Consider the following 19039-nt stretch of genomic DNA (forward strand, 5'->3'; position numbering starts at 1 on the left):
GCCTGAGTCACATCTTCTCCGGAGGCAACCTCCGGTTCAAAGAGGCTGGCCATCTGACGACCTTCTGCTTCCCTTGCGGCAAGTACGGCACTCAGACGGTTCTCCATTTCCGGGTTGATGTCACGCGGAATAAACTCCGGAGCGACCTTCGGTCGTGCCTGATATTTCAGAGAGAGTTTGACTGCCGGATACGGTCCGGGCAGAGTGACATAGCAGGTCAGATCCGGCAGAGACTGAATGTCGGAATAACTGACCAGCGTCTGACGCTCCATATCCTTACCGGTCGATACCCCGTCACGTACCGGGTCAGCACCGTAGGAATACTGCTCGCTGGCTTTCAGGTGCTCTTTCTCACCAATTTCACCGGCAGCGAACTCTGCAATCTTATGGCTGGGAGAACGGAAAAAGGCACGGGTGTTCATGACGTCAAACAGCGTGGCCGCCGCTTTCTCACCGTAGATATCTTCCAGCTGGGCATAGGACTGGATACCAAACACATAACAGCCACCGAACTTACGGGCTTCCGGCAGGATCTCCACCAGGTCCGGCAGTTTGTGTAACGTGGGTAACTCGTCACAGAAAAACCACACACGACGGTTACGGTTTTCTCCCATTGCCAGCAGACCACGAATGGCAATGGACAGCCACATGGAGATCACCGGCTTCAGGGAGGCATGGGTGTCGGCGTTCGACGAAATAAACAGCCAGCCGTTTTTCTGATCTTCCCGGACACCACGCATCCAGTCACGGATGGTAAAAGACTCACCGTTATGCTCAATCCCCTGCAGGTAACGGATGGCTTTCACGTAGTTGGTCAGCACAGCACGGATGGAAATCGCCGTTTTCTCAATTTTCTCTTCCACCAGGTTGGCCGCCGGTGAATTACGCAGGAAGGTACGCAGTTTTTCGATTTTGATGGAAAGCAGTGTGTCCACCAGTTTGCTGTAGCTGCGGTTGGGGTCATTACGCATCAGGTACGCCGCTTCCGCAAAAATGGTACGCCCTGAACCCTGCCAGAACGGGTCTTCTTTTGTTCCCATAGGGATCAGAGTATTTGCGGTATTATCAAAATCCGGCTGTGTCAGGCACTCCTTCCACAAATCCCATGCGGCACAGCGGGCATCCAGCGGATTCAGGATTTTATCGATGGAGGGATCATAGTAACTTTTAACAAATTCCCCTGAACGGTCATAAATCACCACCATATCACCGCGCTGACGGGCGTAGTTGGCCAGACGACGGATAACCTCCGACTTACCGGCCCCGACCGTGCCGTGCAGACAGAAGTTCTGGATTTCGGAATCCCGGATAATCGGCAGGTCGCCAATCCGGATATCGGAGTCCTTGCCGTCTTTTTTCAGCATCCGGGCCACTTCTTTCGGGTTATCCGTCAGCTGACGCCCGCCGGTCACCTCATTTTCACTCTGCTGTTTCCCCTGATGCCCCAGAATCCAGGAGACAACAAAGAAGGTGATCAGGCAAATAACCAGGGCCACGACAGACGCCAGAACGAATGCAGACCATAGCTGCTCTCCGCACCAGATCATATATTTATCATGCAGTACCTGGGCAGCGTTCATCCGGAAGATTTTGCCGTAATACTGGATCTCATAGACCGGCTGGGATTTTATTAAATCCCGCATGCCTTCCAGTGACGTACACCACCAGTAAATACAGCCGTTGATAAACGTCTGCCAGCTTATTTTTACCCATAAGACCAGACCAATGAGGATCCAGAAAAAAATAAACAGGCAGTAAAGCATGATATTGGCGATCTGGCTGAACATGCGGATACGCATGGACGCAATCTGACCGCCCTGGGTCATATCCTTTGCGTTAAAACTCATGATGAAACTCCGGGAAAATCTGGAACAGGGCAGAAAAGGATGATGTGGGGTTAATTCACAGAAACAGACCAGGTGTACCCTGTATGCCGGTGGTGATACCCGCCTGCAGTCCTGCCGGAAGAGACCTTCTCTGTAACAATGTCAGTCAGGCGCAATACTTCAGACCAGTCACTCCCATGCGGAAACTGGATCTGAATAAAAAGGCGTACCCGTTCACGGTGATCCAGAACTGTGTCCGGTTCATAAAAACAGCCACTGTCAGGAGAAACACGGGACGTTTTATTGATGAGATCATACTTATCGGCAGGAGACTGCGATGAAATCGCCCAGGTGATATTCTCCGCCTGGTGGCCATCAATACGACTGCTCCCCGGCGTCCATGCAATTTCCTGCGCACTCGCCACGATGATCTCCCTGGAAACTTCAGCCAGCTTTCTGGGTGTACAGAATACCGGTGCCAGCACACACAGGGACAACAAATTACAGCTGACCGCCTCCGGTTTAAGCAAATTGCTCCCGGATTTTTCAGGAAAAGATATTTTTGTCAGTATTTCAGTTAATTCCTTATGCCTGAGAGAATTAATAAAGTACATGATAAGCATCATGAGAAACAATATAACAATAAGCCCTCCGATAACCACTAAAAGGTCAGTATCAATATTATTGCTGTACAGATAGTCTTTAGTGGTCACTGTATTATCCTGTATCACCGGGGGGTATTCAGTTACAGGCTTCTCAGTAAATTGATTATTCTCACCAACATATTCAGCGATATTGTCTGATGTCATAATGACTTTCTCCGGAAGATCCCGGCTTCGCCGGCAACACTTCACGGTCGCACAAAGAATTTGCACAACCGCTCAGTGTTTTCATATTTATTTCGGAAACGCCGGGAGGTGACAAAATTTATTTTGTTACATCCCGGGGTTGGACAACGAGCAACGCGAGGCGTCAGCAAGGAGGCCGGTCAGATCAGCCTCCTGACGAGGTTCAGAGAATATTTGCGATTGATTTGGCCAGCTGGTCTTCGAGAACAGGCTTCGCCTCTTCAAATTTCAGGTTAACCTTGTTCGCATTTGAGACCACACGGGTCTGGTATTTATGCTGGTTACCCGTTTCAGTACTGGTCTGAATTTTCGCACCGGATGTGCCCTGACGCAGGGCGGCAACATTATCCGTTGTCACCGTTGCCTTAGTACGCTCTGCAATCTGTACATCCGTGATCATGGTATAGTTCACATCTTCCACCATCGCATCTGCAGCCATACCCACCAGACCGGCAGCAAGGCCCACACCGAGTGTGGCACCGGCAGAACTGGAATTATATCCGGTGATACCGGCACCTAACGCTGCACCAACTGCTGCGCCTTCATAACCACGGTTCAGCCATCCCTGAGACTCCCGCAGATCCATCTTATCGGCCTTCAGCACATTCGCCTGAATCCAGTAGTAGGCTTTATCCGGAGAAGTCACCACCTGATATCCTTTTGCTTTCACAGCATCAGCAATTTTGCCCTGCAGCCCACTCATGTCTTTATCAGACGTGTTTTTGATCTGCAGAAATACCGTGCGTTCGCTGGCGGGTTCAAGCCAGATGGTCTCACTCATCTGAGTCTTCACCTCAAGGTTACGCTTCTTGATTGCTGTGCTCATCGCACCACACCCTGAAAGGGCCAGAGTGGAACTGACCAGTGCAACCATCATCAATTTTTTTGTTTTCATCAAATTACCTTTTTTACAAACCACAGTTTTCTTATCGCCTGTCATCATAGTCCTGCCAACAAGTCCCAAAAGTATTTCCTGCTGAATCAAATCCTCCATGCATAGCTAATCCTGTTGCTGGATTAGTACGATAAAAATCCACATAATCAAAATTCACATCATCAAAATCCAGATGCAAATCTTCATTAGTTTGTTCATTTACCTGAGATTGCATCCATTCTCTTACACTTACACAACCACTAATTCGCCTTAATTCGTATAGTGTACCAATGATAAAAACCATCAGGCTTAATAACGGAGAGAGTAAGGAAGATACTGGCATCAGTATATACCAAACGCCTTTACTGAATTTAAACTCATCCGACACATGCCGTTTTTTTCGTATTTGAGAAAATAACCATATAAACAATCCCTGCCATAGTACAATAAAGCACAGGATAAAAACTGTTTCGGCACTCCCCCAATCAGCCAGATAACAGGCAATGAACTGTATCACCGTCACCAGAGCAATATGAGCTAAATTTTTCATTATCATCTCCCCATACAATATTATTGCTTGTGCTTATCCTGATACTCCTTTGCTCTTTTCATCAGTTCCTGTGGACTGTCAGCCCCGGGCATTCTTTCCTGACCCGATTTTTCTTCATTATATTTATTATTCTGAGATAATGCCTCTGTTTTATGGTGATTTTGTAGTTCAGAATACTGTCTTCCTACAATATTTTCTTCGCCACGTATGCTGCTCTGAGTATCTCCGATATTGCCTCGGTATTCTGTGACCATATTATCAACCTGATGTTTTACATCATTACGGATATTACTGTCCTGCGTTCTTTGCTCAATAATGGCCTGATGCCCCTGATGATCAGCAATAATATCCTGGCTGCCACCACCCGAAGGTACGCTCTCCATTCCTTTACCGATGTCCCCACGGGATTCACGCCAGGCATTATCAACACCAGGCTGCACCTGTTCCTGAACAAAAGACCACGCCATAGCCCGACGGCGTTCTGCAATCTCCGGTGAACTGGTGTTTGTCAGAATAGCTTCGGCATCCTGCGGGGCGTGTTTCATCACATACTGTGCAAACTGTTGCGACAGGTCTTCACTCATCTGCCCACTCATGCTTTCAGTACGGGATGCCATTTCAGCATATTCATGGCTGCGGGTCATATTCGTCGTGTACTGGTCGTAACTCTGTTTTGCTGAGTTCAGGGCTGCAGACAGCTGGTCCACACGGGAATCGGCATTATTGTCCGTATGGCTGCCGGATTCACTGACCTTGCGACTGGTAAAGTAATCGCTGGCCTCTTTAAAGTCTTGTGTAGCCCTGGCATCGATATCATGGCGAGCATCATGGCTGGCCCGGGAACCACTGCTGGCCTGATGCGCATCCTCATCACTCCAGTCAATACTTGCCCGACCACCACCTCTAACACCTACGCCACCACCAACACCAAGAATTCCAGGTTTAACCCCCCATTCAGCATGAGCATCGCCATACATCCCCGCAGAACCTCTCGTACTTCTTGATGCCAGTTCTCTTGTCGCCTGCTCATTACTGATATTATGCGCCTTCGCATAGCTTTCCACTGCGCTGCGCATACGGCTGGCCATCATGGAGTCCTGTGCGCTCATCGTGCTGTCAGCACCACCGGTGACAGAATCACTGCTCCCCCGGTTAGAACCAAACTGACTGAGCGAGTTCCAGGCACTGGCAATACTGCTGCTGAAACCATGCAGGGCACTTTCTGCTCTGTTCGACGCCTCCCGGGCCATTTCCTGTTGTGCCGCTGCAATCTGACGCGTTGCATTGATACCAACCGGTAACCGGGACATCGCCCCGCTCGCATCCATCACCATATTACCGTCACGGGTCTGTGTGGCAGTTGCGCCACTGCCGGTCTGGTACATCATCTGACCAAACGACGTGGTGCTGTTGGTGCTCCAGCTGAAGCCGTTCACGTTTTCCGTCTGCATGTTGCCGTAGGAGTAATTACCGTCAACCACACTGCCTGCCGCACTGGCGGTCGGGCTGATAGCAGAGGAAGCGAAATGGCTGTACACACTGGAAAATCCGGCCCCGAGTCCCCTGACCATCATCCAGGATAATGGCGGGATCATCATGGAAAGATACCCGGCAGTGGAAGCCAGATCGGAGTATTTCAGCTGTATCTGTGAAATTTCTGAGAGCACCACCGGTGCACCGTTCTGCTTCGCATAAAATGTCATGGCACTGTTCAGAATGGCGTACAACATTGGCCATGACTGCAACCACATCAGGGCAAACACATAGCCTTTCAGGACGGACAGCGTCAGTTTGTTGAAGACAGCCGCCAGTACCAGGAGCGGGAAAATACCGATGGCGATCCCCGTCAGGATGGTCTGCGTCATGGGCAGTGTCCGCATCGCCACATGACCGATGGAGACATGTGCCAGACGTTGCTTCTCCATCGATGATGTGGTGGCCAGATTCACCAGGCTGGCCGAATCACCATTACGTGCGGCATAACTGGTGATCCCCTCCTTCAGCGCATTGATGGTGACATTCTGGCGGATGATCTGGCTGGCTGATTTACTTGAGCCATAGAAGTAACTGTAACTGTCGCCAATCAGCGTACTGAACAACAGGTTCGGATCAGGGCGACCACCAAATAACTGCTGGGCATAATAATGCCAGGTTTTTCCGCCACTCTGTGTGTCCAGATTCAGCTTGTCTTTCAGCGAAACCGACGCGTCCTTACAGGTCACGAAATTATTATTGCTGTCGTAAACGCCCCGCAGCGGACTGGGGCGGGAAAAAATCAGCGTGTAGGGATCAGCGGAGGCCATCAGCTCCTCCAGCGTGTATTTGTGGTTCAGGTAAATATCCCCCATCACACAGTTCTGCACATAATCCTGAAAAAGATTGGCGATTTCCGGATTGCGGGACAAAAAGTCGGTGCTTTTTGATACCAGTTCTGCGCCGAACAGCATCCCCGTTTTGCTGTAGGTGACACTGTCCGGCTGGGTGAATATCATCTCGTAACTGGCCACCATTGCATGCCCGATACGGGTCGTCAGTGAAAGTGGCATCGCCAGTCCGACCGGCACATTATCCACCCGGTGAACTTTGACCAGGTCACTGTTATCAATAATCTGCACCGATGTACGGACATTAACCAGCAGGCTGATAAGCACAAACACGGCCACCCAGCCCAGCAAATCCATCACGTTGTGCCGCTGTACCCACATCACGGCCACCGCGAGAACAGACAATGTGAGCGCAATTTTTTCGATGGAATCCCACGTCCGGGTCCCCATAAAGGCGGCAATGGCGTTCAGGTTATTGCTTAACCACTCACCACCGGCAATCACATAGACTTCATTCACAGCGTGCTCCCTCCGAAGTGATAGTTGTTCTGGTAACGGCTGAGCATGCGGGCGGAAAGCTGCTGGCGCATGTAGCTCATCTGACGGTCAACAACCAGCAATGCATCCTGCTGGACCTTTACCTGCCCCTGGAAAACCGCAATCTGTTGCTGTGCCTGATTCAGATTCTCCAGCACACTGTCCAGCACGGTCTGTGGATAGTTCCCGGTGGCAATCATGGCCCGGGCCTGCTGAAGCAGTTCCTGAATGTACTGGAGCATGATGTCGTAGCCGATATAGTCCGTCAGCTGGTAAACCACGCTGCTGGACACACCGAGCATCTGCGGGTCAATAAGATATTTAAAGACGGGGACGGTGGTGCTGGAAATGAAGCCTTTTTCCCTGTCATCCAGTGGAGTATCACTCACCGCTTTATTCTGAATACTGGTGAGCAGTTTTGTAATCTGTGATTTCAGGGCTTTATCCCGGGCGATGGTCACATTTGCATCCGCCACCACCTTCAGACACTTGTCCGAATCGTTGCAGTGATAAACTTTTGCCGTTCCCCCCTCCATAATCGCCCGGAGGATATCGCGGTCAGTGGTACGCGCCGGCAGGGGGGTAATCTCGCTGTCTTCCCCAAAAATCAGCGTACCGGTGAGCGTCATAATAAATTCTTTCAGTTCTTTGTTACCATCAAGCATCCTGTTTTTGGACAGCGAGTCCCAGATGATATTGATGTTCTTCAGCACCCGTTCCTTATCTTTGTCACTGGCCTTGTCACGAACAGACGATGACTGTCCTCCGACCGTGCAGCCCTGACGGGACGCGGCCCAGTCAGCAAAAATATTGCTCTCACCGGCAATGTCCTGACAGACCTTCTGCTGTGACACCTGAGTCTGAGGAAATAATCCTCCGACAATCCCCTGCGCCACCTGACAGGAGCTGAGGTTCATACTGTTAATGTCGCTTGCCATTTTCTGCAGGAAGTCTTTTGCGGTTTTGATTTCCGGCACCGTTGCCTGCAGGGCAAGGTCAAAAAAGTAACCGGCAGCGTTGCTCATAATCTGCTTAACAAAACGCTGCAACTGATCGCCATTAATAAAACTGAACGAGCCGAGATAGGCGTCGATGCCGCCACATCCGGCATTGATATCCGGCAGCGTCATGGAAATCAGCTGGATATTTTTGACCTGGGTGCGGGCATACAGGGAGCCACCATAGGCATACCCGGCGGCCTGCCCCTGCCAGACGCCCGGTTGTGTGGTATTGGAAGCAAATCCCAGCTTATTAAAGAACTGATTCATGTCGCTGTTCACATCCGCTGACGCTGCGGGTGTGACCGTCAGTAAAGCGGCACAAAGAACCAGAAGAGGTTTAATGCGAAGCATTATTGCCACCCTCCCTTAATTTGTTCTCCCGGCGCATACGGCGTTTCAGCCGGAATATTCTGATCCCCCCGTTTATTAATTCATTTAAAGGGTTCCTGACGTATACGATAAGAAATCCACCTGCAAACGCCCATAACGTATACGGAATGACATACATCAGGATGTTCCACATATAACGAAAATTATTTAATTCCGGGTCAGCTTTCCACGAATCAATACAGGCATCAAAAATACTATGCATAATCACCCATAAAAAAGTTCCGGCAGCAACGAACACAAAAAACAGATCAAAATATATATCAGAAACCCTGCGTTCATAATCATAATCCCGTTTAGTTTTTCTGTTTTTTAGTTCCGCATCATTTCTTTTTTCTTTCATTATAAGTTTCCTCTGATATTTCCGATGATTCATTCAGACCGTTCATGCGGCTGTAATATATTTCAGACACCGAAATCCATCCCACAATTGCCCCCACAAAAAACACAACAGAAACAGAAAAGGTAAGACACAGCGAAACGACAATTTCCACAGGGCTGGCGGGATAAAAAAGCCCCTGACGGATAAAGGGGATATTCAGGCTGACGATTATTCCCGTCGCGATGCCGGATATTCCGGCAATGAGTAACACCACCTGCTTATTTCGTACCTTTTTCCTCTCCGTACATCTGCAGAACGGTATCCATCCGCGCCATAAAACTGGCGGCATCCGTTGCCCCCTGCAAAAGCGGTAATGCCTCAAGTGTGTTGACGTTGACCAGGAAGGTAGTCGGTGTGGCCACCGGGATATTCGGGAAGAAGGTCTGCATCACGTCCGGTGGCACCGGTAATGCTTCCGGAAAGGCGGTATCCCCCTGACCATCCAGGGTGTAGGGAAAAACGGAAAAGCCGTACTGCTGTGCCAGCTGTTTCAGTACCGGGTCAAACTGGTGACAGTAAGGGCAATGCCCCTGCATAAACAGCACCACCTTCCAGTCGGCCAGGTTAACCTGCCTGCCGTTGCTGAGGCGGAACCAGCGGGGAGCCGGCTTTTCTGTTCTGGCTGATGTGTCTGCTGCCGGTTGTGCAGGCTGCACGGCCATACCCTGCGGATTCCAGAGTCGTTCAATTTCATCCCGGGTGGAGGCCTGCACACCTGTGGCCATCATCAACAAAATGACCGGCAGTAATTTAGTGAGAGACATGTCCGCCCTCCTGCTGCCCTTCCATCATGGCCTGTTGCCTGGCTTCCAGTGCCTCACGCTCTTCCAGGCTGACACGTGCAATCCATGCATCCAGCACCTGGTATGCGCCGAACAGCACAAGGATGGCTGCAATCAACTCCGCCAGAAAAAAAGCCATCCAGGGTTTGCTGTAAACAAGACGGGCGACGATATGAAACCAGACACCCAGGGAAAATACCCACATTCCCGTAATATCAAGCCGGGGTAAAGAGAATCTGCGTTTACTTATCATGTTAAACTCCGGTTATTATTTACATGAGAGTATTCATGTCTGTAATATTCGCGTTTGTGTGATATTAATCAGAGGTACAAATGAAAAAGTTATCTTTTAAAGAAAAACTGGAAATAGTGAGAAACATCATAAGAGAGTCATTATCAGGTAATGCGGCTTTTGCTTTACTGGTGTATTCATTATTGCACTCCCTCCCCATTAAAACCTTTGCTGATTTATTTGTGACGATACTGTTATTTATAGCGATTATCGCTGTTGTGATATGGCTATTTCTAATCATCTATGTTTATTTTTGTGAGTTATTCAGAAGTCACTGGATAGCAGTCTGGTTTATCCTCTGGTCTGTGGTAATCAACCTCACTATTGGATTTGGCATTTATGACAAATTAGCACCAGTCATTTCACTAATGAAATAATAAAAAACCACATCACTCCAGACCATATGGCTGACAACATAATACAAACAAACATCCTTCTGAAACTGTCAAACTTCGTGATAACCGGTATGGTACTGACTGCCATTGAAACAACCGGTACGGCACACTGATTCATAACCGCACCACAAAGAAACAAGAAATTATCTGGCAGCATACATACACTTATGACATTTACTACAAAGAAGACAAACGAGCTCAGCAGATAAACTCCTTTATTATTTGGTCCTGTAAAGAAATAACCAACAACCCCCACGATAAACAGGCTGGCACCTGTAAAAAAACACAAATCCCCTGTATGCATATATAACCTTTGGTTAAAAATTCGGTTTAAAATCTTCAGAAACGTTCAGGAACTGTTTTGCCAGGTCGTCCTGTGAAATAAAGCCGTATGATAACGGGCGAACACTGCCCTGTTTCGGGTCAACCAGCATCATGGCCGGGAAATATTTCACACCGAGGCGCTGCGCCTGCCCCTGGTCAGTCCGGGAATCCGGCAACAGCGGATTAATCACGCCATCCACGGAAACGGGAATAACACTCAGACCATAGGTATCCCTGAAGCCATTAATGACCTGCGCCAGTTGCCCGTCGATGGGGGCCTGCCCCCGGTAAAAGAACATGATGCCGTAGTGTTCAGCCAGTTTCGCAATGGCCTGTCGCTGCTGCGCCTGGTCTGCCGCCAGCTGGTTCCGGACCGTGCCGTTGTAATGGCTGTACTGCAGGTTATAGTCCAGTTCGGGATGCGCCAGCATGGCTTTTTTGGCGCTCATGGTGAAAAGCCCGGCCTGCTGAGTCCAGTAATTCTGCAGCCGGAAATATTTCACAAAATTATCCACGCCGGGATACAGAATAGCTTCGTACAGCGCCCGCTTTGTTGCCGTCTGCAGCGCGGTCAGTTTCTGCATAATGTCCGGCTCCTGACGGGGGGCTGCAGGTACTGGTTTATTTTCTTTTTCCTTCGGATTTATTTTCTCGTTATACCACTGCCAGCCTGCATCTTTTCCTGACGCCGGAAAAATAAAGCAGCAGAGTAACAGTGGCAGTAATGCTTTATTCATCTTCATTCCTTTCATCACTTTTTCTTTCATCAGGTTTCTGCAGGTCAGTCAGGGCAGAAAAACAAAAATACAGAATAAACAGAAGCACACCGGAGTAAAGGATAACGAAAGCAGCAGCAAGCATCTCACCTGCAGTGGTTTCTTTTACCGTATCCCACGACCAGATAATTACCGGGGAAATGACAAACGCTGTAATCAAAAGCCGGATAAGAAAATCAATAAAACGGTTCGACGTGAATATGACTTTCATCATTTCCCCCGGTTATTTTCCATACCTTACTGTCCTGCCTGTTTCAGCTGGTCAGCAATCTGCTCTTTCACTTTCTGCGTCAGAACGCCACTGTCCGGGATTTTCTGGTTATTCATCAGGTCTTCGTAGAAGTTAGTGAAATCCAGTCTGTCGAACTGAATTTTCTGCAGCTCATCAACCGTAATCCCCCGACAGTCAGGATGCTTCGCACGGCCAAAACTGATACGCAGCTGACCGTTGCGCCCCTGCTGCTGGACTATCTGCGCCAGCTTCGAATCAAACTGACAGTAGCTGCGTTTTTTCTGCAGACAGACACCCAGCACTTTCTTCGAACAGAACTCTCCGACACTGACGGTCAGTTTGTTTGATTTTGCTTTAGCCAGGGCCTTTTCATCACTGCTGCATTTGGCCAGCCCGATATCCTGTCCCCAGCCGCTGTCCTTACAGCAGTTGCTGTATCCGGCTGCAGCCTTCTTACAAAATTTCGCCTGACCGGTGAAAGCACGGACATCCACCCCGTTCAGCGCCGCAACATCCTTACCTGCTGCGGCCAGTGCCGCCAGCTGAGAAACGGCTTCGGCAAAATCATTACTCTGCCCGCTCTGAGCCTTATCACATTCGCCATCGAGACAGAAGACGTCTCCCCCACAGACCATCACTTTCCCGGATGTTTTTGACTCGCAGGAGTACGTGGCGTACTCATGCAGACAGGTTCCCTCATCGGAATAAAACGCGCACTGACGTGAGGCCAGCGTACAGGCCGGATTATCGACATATTTCTGACAGGTGCCGTTATCTGCGGACTGAGTGACATATTTATCCCGGTATGCCCAGCATGCCTGTGTGATGCTCCAGGGTTTACCTTCCATCACTCCGGTTTTCGTACCACCCGGCTCTGAACACTCAGTGCCTTTCAGCACGCCATCCGCTTTATTAAACGGACAACTCTCCACCCACTCCACCCGGGGAACCCATTCTTTATCACGGACCTTCATCCTGAGTTTCAGCGTAAAGGTGGAAGCCCCACTGACAAGCGATTCATAGACTTTCCTGTCACCATTCCCGTGCGGGAGGCAATTACCGTTAGCAGTACAGCCACTACCGGTCAGAACCTGCCCCTGTGTCACCTGCAAACCTGTCGCCCCGGACAGGGGGTAAGTATCCGACTGCCCGTTTGCCAGGCCGACATTAAAGGTTGTATTCATGAAGGTATAACGGGAGTTCAGGAAGAAAAAAGCGGCGTATACAGACAATGATGCACTTTCCACTGTACCGGTTACCGGAGCCGTGACACTGAACACCAGTTTCAGCCCGTTCATACTGAACCGGAACTGTGAGTGCGGTATCGTCACTTCACGATATTCATCCGTGTATTTCCAGTCCCCGGTGATACTGGCAGTCCGTGTGCAGTACTCCTCCACCATCGTGTCCCGCTCACAGGTATAGTTTGTGAATTCACTGCGGTTTATCTCCTGCGCACTGCACTGCTGTCCGGTATTTCCCACAATGCTGTCAGCCCGGTTCACCACATCCCTGCCGGTCTGAATGAACGGTGCATCCGGTGACAGAATGTCTTTCGGCTTGTTCATGAAGGACTCTGTGATAGTTTTTCCGGTTTCACCGGTCGCCCATTCCGTGGTGCCGTCATTTTTCAGGCCGCCATCCCCGCCGGCAGTCACGCCACCGTAATATTTTGTCTCGTCCGGATTCGCGTTATAGCCGGGGATACTCTCCTGTGGCTTAAAGCCCTGAATACTGCCTGTACCCTGCCCCTGAATCTGACGGGCAAAATCAGAACCGGCCCGGTAATCACTGTTGCTGTCAGCCTGTGCCATGCCGGCAACCAGAGCCAGTATCAGAGGTAAAATACGTTTCATTTCCCGGAATCTCCTTTCCCTGCCAGTAAATCATGAGCCACCTGCCGGCAGTCACCCGTGGCGGCCACTTTCTCCAGCGCCTGGCCGACCCGCAGGTTTCCCCGGATGATGTCGTATCCCTGACTGCAGAACACCACCAGTGCCGGTACACTGCGAATGCCGTACTGTGAAAACAGCGTCGGGTCGATCTGAACACCATCAGTCGCGCCGTCTTTCACCAGGGACAGCACGGCTTCAGCGGTGGTCTTCAGGTCATTGTTCACCATGCCCCGCAGTGTGGCGGGTATACCGTAGTGCCGGGTTTCGCCCAGCATCCGTTTCAGCCCCTCTTCGGGAATGGAAAACGACACAAAATACAGGGCACCCTGCCGGGGTTTCCCGTCCTGCGAAGCCTGCTGTTTACGAACCAGCTCATCCAGAAAATGGTTATCTGAACGCTGAAGGGGGTTTTCCAGCACCTGTTTCTCCGCCCAGGCTTTCAGCTGATGGTCAGGTTTCTCTCGCAGTTGTCTGCTTAAATTTTCCTGCTGCTTCAGGAACTGGCGGTTTTCAGTTGTGTTCACATTTTCTGAAGCATGAACAGCAAGATGCATCCCTGCTGTCAGAGCAAAAAGTGCAAATATTTTCCGGTTCATGATATTTCTCACTTTCTGCTATTTACAGGCATGAACTCATCAGAAAAAAGATAATTGAGAAAAACAGCCACAAACGCACATGTAAATGTCACCTTCAGATATAATCTGACAAGTGTCACTTGTTCTGATATATCTGCGTTCTTCCATTCATGAATAATTTCAGCGAGAAAACTGTCAGGTGCAAAATAAAATAATATAACGGGCACTATTACAAGACCAAAAGGAAATAATTTTAATGTTCTGCTTATCAGCCTGAGCAGTACAGCACTTATTTTCCTGAGGTGCTGAATATATTTACTGTCCATTGTTGCCATTTTCATTTCCTCTTATTCATTAAAATGATTTACAGGAATACACAGTTACGTTTACGCCACATCAGGTAGCCGAAGTTTTTCTTTGTGTTGGGCGGATTTTTTCCCGTCTCCCAGCGCATCACACTGCGCCCGAACGGATGGCACTGTCCGCTGTCCGGATACATATTCACCATCTGATAACGCCAGCGTTCTTTAGGCAGGATTGGGGACGGATATTCATTACAGACGGCGTTATTTTTCCCGATGGTTTCCATAATCATGCCCTGACGGTGTAGTTTGAACGCCATGCGTTCACTGACCAGCAGGGAGGACTGCAACGGACTGGACTCATTACTCACCCAGCCATTGAACGGGTACATACTTCCCTGCGAACCGGCACACCAGAACAGAACATCGAGAGGCATATTAAAGGCGCTGGCAATGGCATCTGCTGCACAGGCCCCCTGTGCTATCGGATTGGCAAAGATGACAGCTTCCGGATTGAGAATGGTGGTCAGGCTGCTGTCCGTCCAGGTGGGGTCAATTTCAGAAAGATAAGCGATATCCAGGTCACCACCTTCCAGACAGCCCAGCGATGTGATGATGTTAAGCCAGTACGTCAGCGGGTATTTGTACCAGTGAACGTGATAGAACGCCCCGTTCACCTGCTTCTCATCCTTTTTCGCCGTTCCCTGTGCCGTTTTACCAAAAGCCGGCAGGCTGAAGCCCAGGTTCACCATGCATCCCGGTGACCGGGTGACGTCCGTCAGCGCCATCGGCTCCCAGTAACCAATGGCCAGCCCGATACGCCTGAACAGCGGCGGCGGTGCCGGACAAATCTGAATGGGCATCGACGGGTTCGCCGTGTCGGGGACCTTACCCTGACTGACTTTGATACTGCCCAGCGAGAGCGGGAAAATACAGCTCCAGCAGATATCCGTGATCGGGTTTACAAAACGCCCCTCACAGGCAGAATCCGCAGATGCCGCAGGGACATGACCGGCGAGAAGGAATAACATCAGCAGCCACAGGCTTCGCTTCATTTTCTGCCCTCCTCTGCCGGAATAAATTCCACCTTCAGGAAGCGATCGCCGGGAACGGCGCTCACCCGTGCCGGGACCTGATCAATGCCGAGGCGCTGGCAGAGCACACCGTTCTGGTCAAAGTAAATACGGCTGTCCAGAGACTTCTGCATCTCCGGGATACTGCCCTGCACGAGGATAATTTTGCTCTCCAGTGTGGGCGGCGTCTGGCGTTTCATCCAGGCCACCTGCGCCGGATCATCGCCATTGATGAAATACAGCGTCTGGTTAAAAGGCACATACTGCAGCGGATTCATCACTTCACCCTGACGGGCAAACACCCGCCCTTCGTTATCCCGGATATCCGCAGCCAGTCTGACGGACGGGTCAAACAACCGGCTGCTGTATTTCTCCGTGCGTCCGATACCGGACACGGCAGGGGGCCGCAGACTGTTGCGGATCACCCGCTCCTTAAAGGCATCTATTTTCCGGCCCATCTCACCGGACTGCTCCAGTGCCGTCAGGCGCTGCATGATCACCGTCAGCATGTCCGGCTCCTTTACCGGCCACAGATCACCCCAGGTGCCAAGATCGGCGGCGGCCACACTCTGCCCCCATATCAGCAGGGCAATCAGCCCCCGGCATCTCATGGTTCCGCTCTCATTCGCCGGGCAATATCCTGCTGGATTTCCCGGGTGATATCCGGAGCCCCCTGTACCACGGCAGGCGACACCAGAATGACCGCGTGGTGTTTCTGCTGCCACGCCTGCAGGCTGGCTTCCAGTGCCGTATTAAAACGCGCTGAAAGGGCTTTTGACTGTGCTTCTGACAGTTGTTTCTGACTGGCGCTGTCAAAAAATGCATCCACAGTCTGTTTCATGTTGAAGGCGGCAGTCACCGGTGCGTTCAGTCTGACAATGCCGTAACTGACGGCTGCGTTCAGTAACACCATTGCCAGGCATCCCGGCACCGTCCACCACCAGTGGCTGCGTCGGGGGGCTGTAACATCAGTCGTTTTTTGCGTTGTGGTCATGCAACACTCCTGTATTTCTCATGTTCTTCCAGCCAGGCTTCCAGCGAAGCCATCTCCGGCCCTGACTTCTTCCACGCCAGCTGCCACACCGCCTCATGAATACTCAGCCCCTCTTTACGTTTCTGCTGCACAAACTCAAAATCCGGGCCGTCAGAGCTGTACATGGCGCGGCTTAACGGGTCCACAAACAGGCGGTGCCAGGAGGAATGGTTTTCCACCTGCAGCAGGAAGGAACTGAACCACTGGTCTTTGGCCGCACCAAACTTACCAATCATGTCGCGCTGCAGTGGCTGGAACTGGTCCGGATACAGCTGGTTGTATTTTGCGAACTCCTTCGCACTCTGTTTGAGGATAATTTTGTAGGAGGAGTTACCCCATGCCGCACGGGCCGCACTGGAGGCCTTGTCAGAGTCAAAGTCGACGATGTTCTGTGTGATGGTGATATAGGCACCGGTATGACGGCGGGCGGTACGGTAACCTTTCTCAATAAACTCACCGACCTTGCGATTTTTGAAGTCCAGCAGACGCCAGCCTTCATCAATAACGTTCAGTTTCTTGAGGTTACGCGGCGTGCGGTACATCCTGTTCTCGATGTAGATAATCAGGGAGAACATCACCGCAACCAGCAGTGACGGACGGTCTTCCAGTCCGCCCAGCTCCAGCACCACCATTTTCGCATCATCCCGCAGGGACGGCTCATCGGAGTTAAAATACTGGCCGTAAGTGCCGTTGGCAGTGTACTGGTCAAGCAGCACAATCATTTCGTCCAGACGGCTGCGGATGGTCGGTGACCCGGCATACTGCTCGCTGTCACTGGCGTTTTTCAGGAAATCCACCACGTCATCAATACGTGCCCTGTTCTCTTTGGCCAGCCAGGAGGCCCTGACCGCCTGCAGCAGCAGACCTTCATGCACTTCATCCAGGTTACCGTTGGGGCTGGCCATCACTGACAACTGGTCACGGACACGCTCCGCTGACTGGTCAATATCGGTGATGTTCGCAAACGGGTTAAAACGCAGGGTTTCACCGTCCAGATATACGCCACCCATGTTCTCACACAGGGACTTGTAGCCATCCCCCATGTCGAACACCACGGCAAAGCCCCCGGAGTCCAGCACGCTGCGGATAAGTGGCTGTATCAGCCCGGTTTTACCGGCCCCGGAGGTGCCACAGACCGCCATGTTGTAGTTGGTGTTATTCATCCCCCGGAAGAAAATATCGATAAACGCCAGCTGGTTACGGTAGGTGGGTGCCAGCAGACCTGCCGGTGTCAGGGGGTTATCCGCCACTAACGGCATCAGGTTGGCAACATTAAAGCTCTCTGCGCGCTGAACCACTCCGGCCTCTTTCAGCTGTTTAAACAACCCTTTCCCGGCCATAAAGGGCAGACAGGTCAGGAAATTGCGCATGTGGTTAAAGCGCGGTGAAATCAGCTCAAAACCGTTTTTACGGAAGCTGTTCAGGATGTCCTGCTCCACTTCCAGCGCCGTTTCATTGTTGTCCTTGCAGAATGCTGTGATGTTGAGGAAGTAGGACACGACAGAAGACTGACCGGAGCCCAGACGCTGACGCAGTTCCCCCCACTCCTTCGCCTCTTTCTCCACGGACGGAAACCATTTGGCATAGGAGGTCTTCGACTTTTTCTCCAGGTCCATGTACTTCAGGTTGGCTTCGCTGTGGGTTTTCACCTGGTCTTCCACCACCAGAGTCAGCGTCAGGATGAACGGACAGGAGATGGACAGTTCCGGGTTCAGCAGGTTGCTGTAGTTGTCGGCCATATTCCACAGGAAGGCGATTTCCGGGTTACGGGCCAGATGGAAATTCAGGATGCGGGCCGTGCTGTTCCTGCCGTTCTCACGCAGGCCCAGCGTCAGGTAATCAGCCCGGACTTTCAGATCAAAACTGTCCTCCACACACTGATAATTCAGATCAGAATACGGGTCCAGCTGACGTCTTTTCGGGTACAGGGAGTCCGGGTTATGGTTAATCATCTCCCCGACAATATCGATAAAGGCCTGTGCATCCACCGTCTGTGTGGCGATACTGGCCCCCTGTAACGACGCCCGGATGATTTTCACCAGGTTTTCCATTTCCAGAATGTCGGCCCGGCTTTTTTTCTTTGAGGGAGAACAGTACGAGAAGAATACCCGGTAATGCCGCAGGGTCAGGGGCAGATTAATCCCCTCCGGCAGCGGGAACTGTGTCGCTGCCGCGTTCATATAATAGGCCCGGGTAATGGCGTTAAACCGTTCAGCCTGTTCACCTGACCAGGAGAACTCACGCAGCCCGTATTCAATCCTGTCACCAACCAGCTGACTGGACATCAGATGGATGCAGAACGGCACCCCGCGCGGCAGTTTGGTGCGCAGCATGTGATCGAGGGCCTCCACAATGGACTCATTCGCCCCATTGATGGGAATGGCTTCCAGCATAAAGCCCATCGTGGTGTCATTCATGAACAGACCGGATTCCTGGTTGTAATCACGATACGGCAGCAGACGGCTGAACTGCGGGAAGCTCATTTCGCCCAGCACTTCATTGGCCTTTGCTGATTCGTCAGGCAGTTTCAGTGCTGTGACGAGGGAGTTAACCGCCTGAGTGACGGCCTCAAGTGGGTTATTACTCATATGAGTATTCCTTAGTGCGTTTAAAAAAGGAAAATATCAGTCT

General features: G+C 50.9%; 21 protein-coding genes. 1 reads left to right on the forward strand and 20 read right to left on the reverse strand.

Going from position 1 to position 19039, the window contains the following annotated elements; genetic code table 11:
- The 10 genes from traD to traQ form a co-directional block, all read right to left on the reverse strand.
- On the reverse strand, nt 1-1847 hold a 1847-nt coding region (traD, locus tag G434_RS24220), incomplete at its 3' end, for a type IV conjugative transfer system coupling protein TraD (RefSeq protein ID WP_016249715.1).
- A gap of 50 nt (nt 1848-1897) precedes the next feature.
- A complete protein-coding gene (locus G434_RS24215) occupies nt 1898-2635 on the reverse strand; it encodes a hypothetical protein (RefSeq protein ID WP_016239096.1) in 738 nt (245 codons plus the stop codon).
- Between the two features lie 202 nt (nt 2636-2837).
- Nucleotides 2838-3569: a conjugal transfer complement resistance protein TraT gene (gene traT, locus G434_RS24210; protein ID WP_000850424.1), complete on the reverse strand. Its 732-nt coding sequence runs from the start codon at nt 3567-3569 to the stop codon at nt 2838-2840.
- Between the two features lie 31 nt (nt 3570-3600).
- The gene (locus G434_RS24205) at nt 3601-4104 is read right to left on the reverse strand and encodes a hypothetical protein (RefSeq protein ID WP_000605510.1); all 504 of its coding nucleotides are present in this window, start codon (nt 4102-4104) and stop codon (nt 3601-3603) included.
- Nucleotides 4105-4118: 14 nt separating this feature from the next.
- The gene (gene traG / locus G434_RS24200; RefSeq protein ID WP_001007081.1) at nt 4119-6941 is read right to left on the reverse strand and encodes a conjugal transfer mating-pair stabilization protein TraG; all 2823 of its coding nucleotides are present in this window, start codon (nt 6939-6941) and stop codon (nt 4119-4121) included.
- A complete protein-coding gene (gene traH / locus G434_RS24195) occupies nt 6938-8311 on the reverse strand; it encodes a conjugal transfer pilus assembly protein TraH (RefSeq protein WP_000944331.1) in 1374 nt (457 codons plus the stop codon). The genes traG and traH overlap by 4 nt, the downstream gene beginning before the upstream one ends.
- Nucleotides 8298-8690, reverse strand: coding sequence for an F-type conjugal transfer protein TrbF (gene trbF, locus G434_RS24190; protein WP_000660700.1), 393 nt, complete (start codon nt 8688-8690; stop codon nt 8298-8300). The genes traH and trbF overlap by 14 nt, the downstream gene beginning before the upstream one ends.
- Nucleotides 8671-9018, reverse strand: coding sequence for a P-type conjugative transfer protein TrbJ (gene trbJ, locus G434_RS0124445; protein WP_001309242.1), 348 nt, complete (start codon nt 9016-9018; stop codon nt 8671-8673). The genes trbF and trbJ overlap by 20 nt, the downstream gene beginning before the upstream one ends.
- Nucleotides 8948-9493, reverse strand: a complete 546-nt coding sequence (gene trbB, locus G434_RS24185) for a type-F conjugative transfer system pilin assembly thiol-disulfide isomerase TrbB (RefSeq protein ID WP_000059831.1) — start codon at nt 9491-9493, stop codon at nt 8948-8950. The genes trbJ and trbB overlap by 71 nt, the downstream gene beginning before the upstream one ends.
- Nucleotides 9480-9764, reverse strand: coding sequence for a type-F conjugative transfer system pilin chaperone TraQ (gene traQ, locus G434_RS24180; RefSeq protein ID WP_000624107.1), 285 nt, complete (start codon nt 9762-9764; stop codon nt 9480-9482). Before traQ ends, trbB begins: the two co-directional genes overlap by 14 nt.
- 80 nt (nt 9765-9844) lie before the next feature.
- Here traQ and G434_RS24175 point away from each other — a divergent pair, with 80 nt between their 5' ends.
- Complete coding sequence (locus tag G434_RS24175; protein WP_000736414.1) at nt 9845-10180, forward strand: hypothetical protein; 336 nt, start codon at nt 9845-9847, stop codon at nt 10178-10180.
- On the opposite strand, the gene trbA is transcribed toward G434_RS24175, so the two are convergent.
- From trbA to traC, 10 genes are read right to left on the reverse strand one after another with little or no spacing between them, the layout of a single operon-like run.
- Entirely contained in the window at nt 10161-10502 is a 342-nt protein-coding gene (trbA, locus tag G434_RS26590) for a conjugal transfer protein TrbA (RefSeq protein ID WP_000556795.1), read from the reverse strand. The two genes, G434_RS24175 and trbA, sit on opposite strands and share 20 nt — an antisense overlap.
- 13 nt (nt 10503-10515) lie before the next feature.
- Nucleotides 10516-11259: a type-F conjugative transfer system pilin assembly protein TraF gene (gene traF, locus G434_RS24170; protein ID WP_016239098.1), complete on the reverse strand. Its 744-nt coding sequence runs from the start codon at nt 11257-11259 to the stop codon at nt 10516-10518.
- A complete protein-coding gene (locus tag G434_RS24165; protein WP_000864309.1) occupies nt 11252-11509 on the reverse strand; it encodes a conjugal transfer protein TrbE in 258 nt (85 codons plus the stop codon). Before G434_RS24165 ends, traF begins: the two co-directional genes overlap by 8 nt.
- Before the next feature lie 26 nt (nt 11510-11535).
- Complete coding sequence (gene traN, locus G434_RS24160; RefSeq protein WP_001570866.1) at nt 11536-13386, reverse strand: type-F conjugative transfer system mating-pair stabilization protein TraN; 1851 nt, start codon at nt 13384-13386, stop codon at nt 11536-11538.
- Nucleotides 13383-14021, reverse strand: a complete 639-nt coding sequence (trbC, locus tag G434_RS24155; RefSeq protein ID WP_001080256.1) for a type-F conjugative transfer system pilin assembly protein TrbC — start codon at nt 14019-14021, stop codon at nt 13383-13385. The genes traN and trbC overlap by 4 nt, the downstream gene beginning before the upstream one ends.
- 8 nt (nt 14022-14029) lie before the next feature.
- Nucleotides 14030-14335 (reverse strand): hypothetical protein, encoded by a 306-nt coding sequence (locus G434_RS24150; protein ID WP_000224416.1) that lies wholly within the window; start codon nt 14333-14335, stop codon nt 14030-14032.
- Nucleotides 14336-14364: 29 nt separating this feature from the next.
- On the reverse strand, nt 14365-15357 hold the full coding sequence (gene traU, locus G434_RS24145; protein WP_000830838.1) for a conjugal transfer pilus assembly protein TraU: 993 nt from the start codon (nt 15355-15357) through the stop codon (nt 14365-14367).
- The gene (gene traW / locus G434_RS24140; protein WP_016239099.1) at nt 15354-15986 is read right to left on the reverse strand and encodes a type-F conjugative transfer system protein TraW; all 633 of its coding nucleotides are present in this window, start codon (nt 15984-15986) and stop codon (nt 15354-15356) included. Before traW ends, traU begins: the two co-directional genes overlap by 4 nt.
- Nucleotides 15983-16369, reverse strand: a complete 387-nt coding sequence (trbI, locus tag G434_RS24135; RefSeq protein ID WP_000214084.1) for a type-F conjugative transfer system protein TrbI — start codon at nt 16367-16369, stop codon at nt 15983-15985. Before trbI ends, traW begins: the two co-directional genes overlap by 4 nt.
- Nucleotides 16366-18996, reverse strand: coding sequence for a type IV secretion system protein TraC (gene traC / locus G434_RS24130; protein WP_015075088.1), 2631 nt, complete (start codon nt 18994-18996; stop codon nt 16366-16368). Before traC ends, trbI begins: the two co-directional genes overlap by 4 nt.
- Between the last annotated feature and the right edge of the window lie 43 nt (nt 18997-19039).

Origin of the sequence: Escherichia sp. KTE172, from assembly GCF_000408845.1 — a bacterium.
Taxonomy (GTDB): Bacteria; Pseudomonadota; Gammaproteobacteria; order Enterobacterales; family Enterobacteriaceae; genus Escherichia; species Escherichia coli.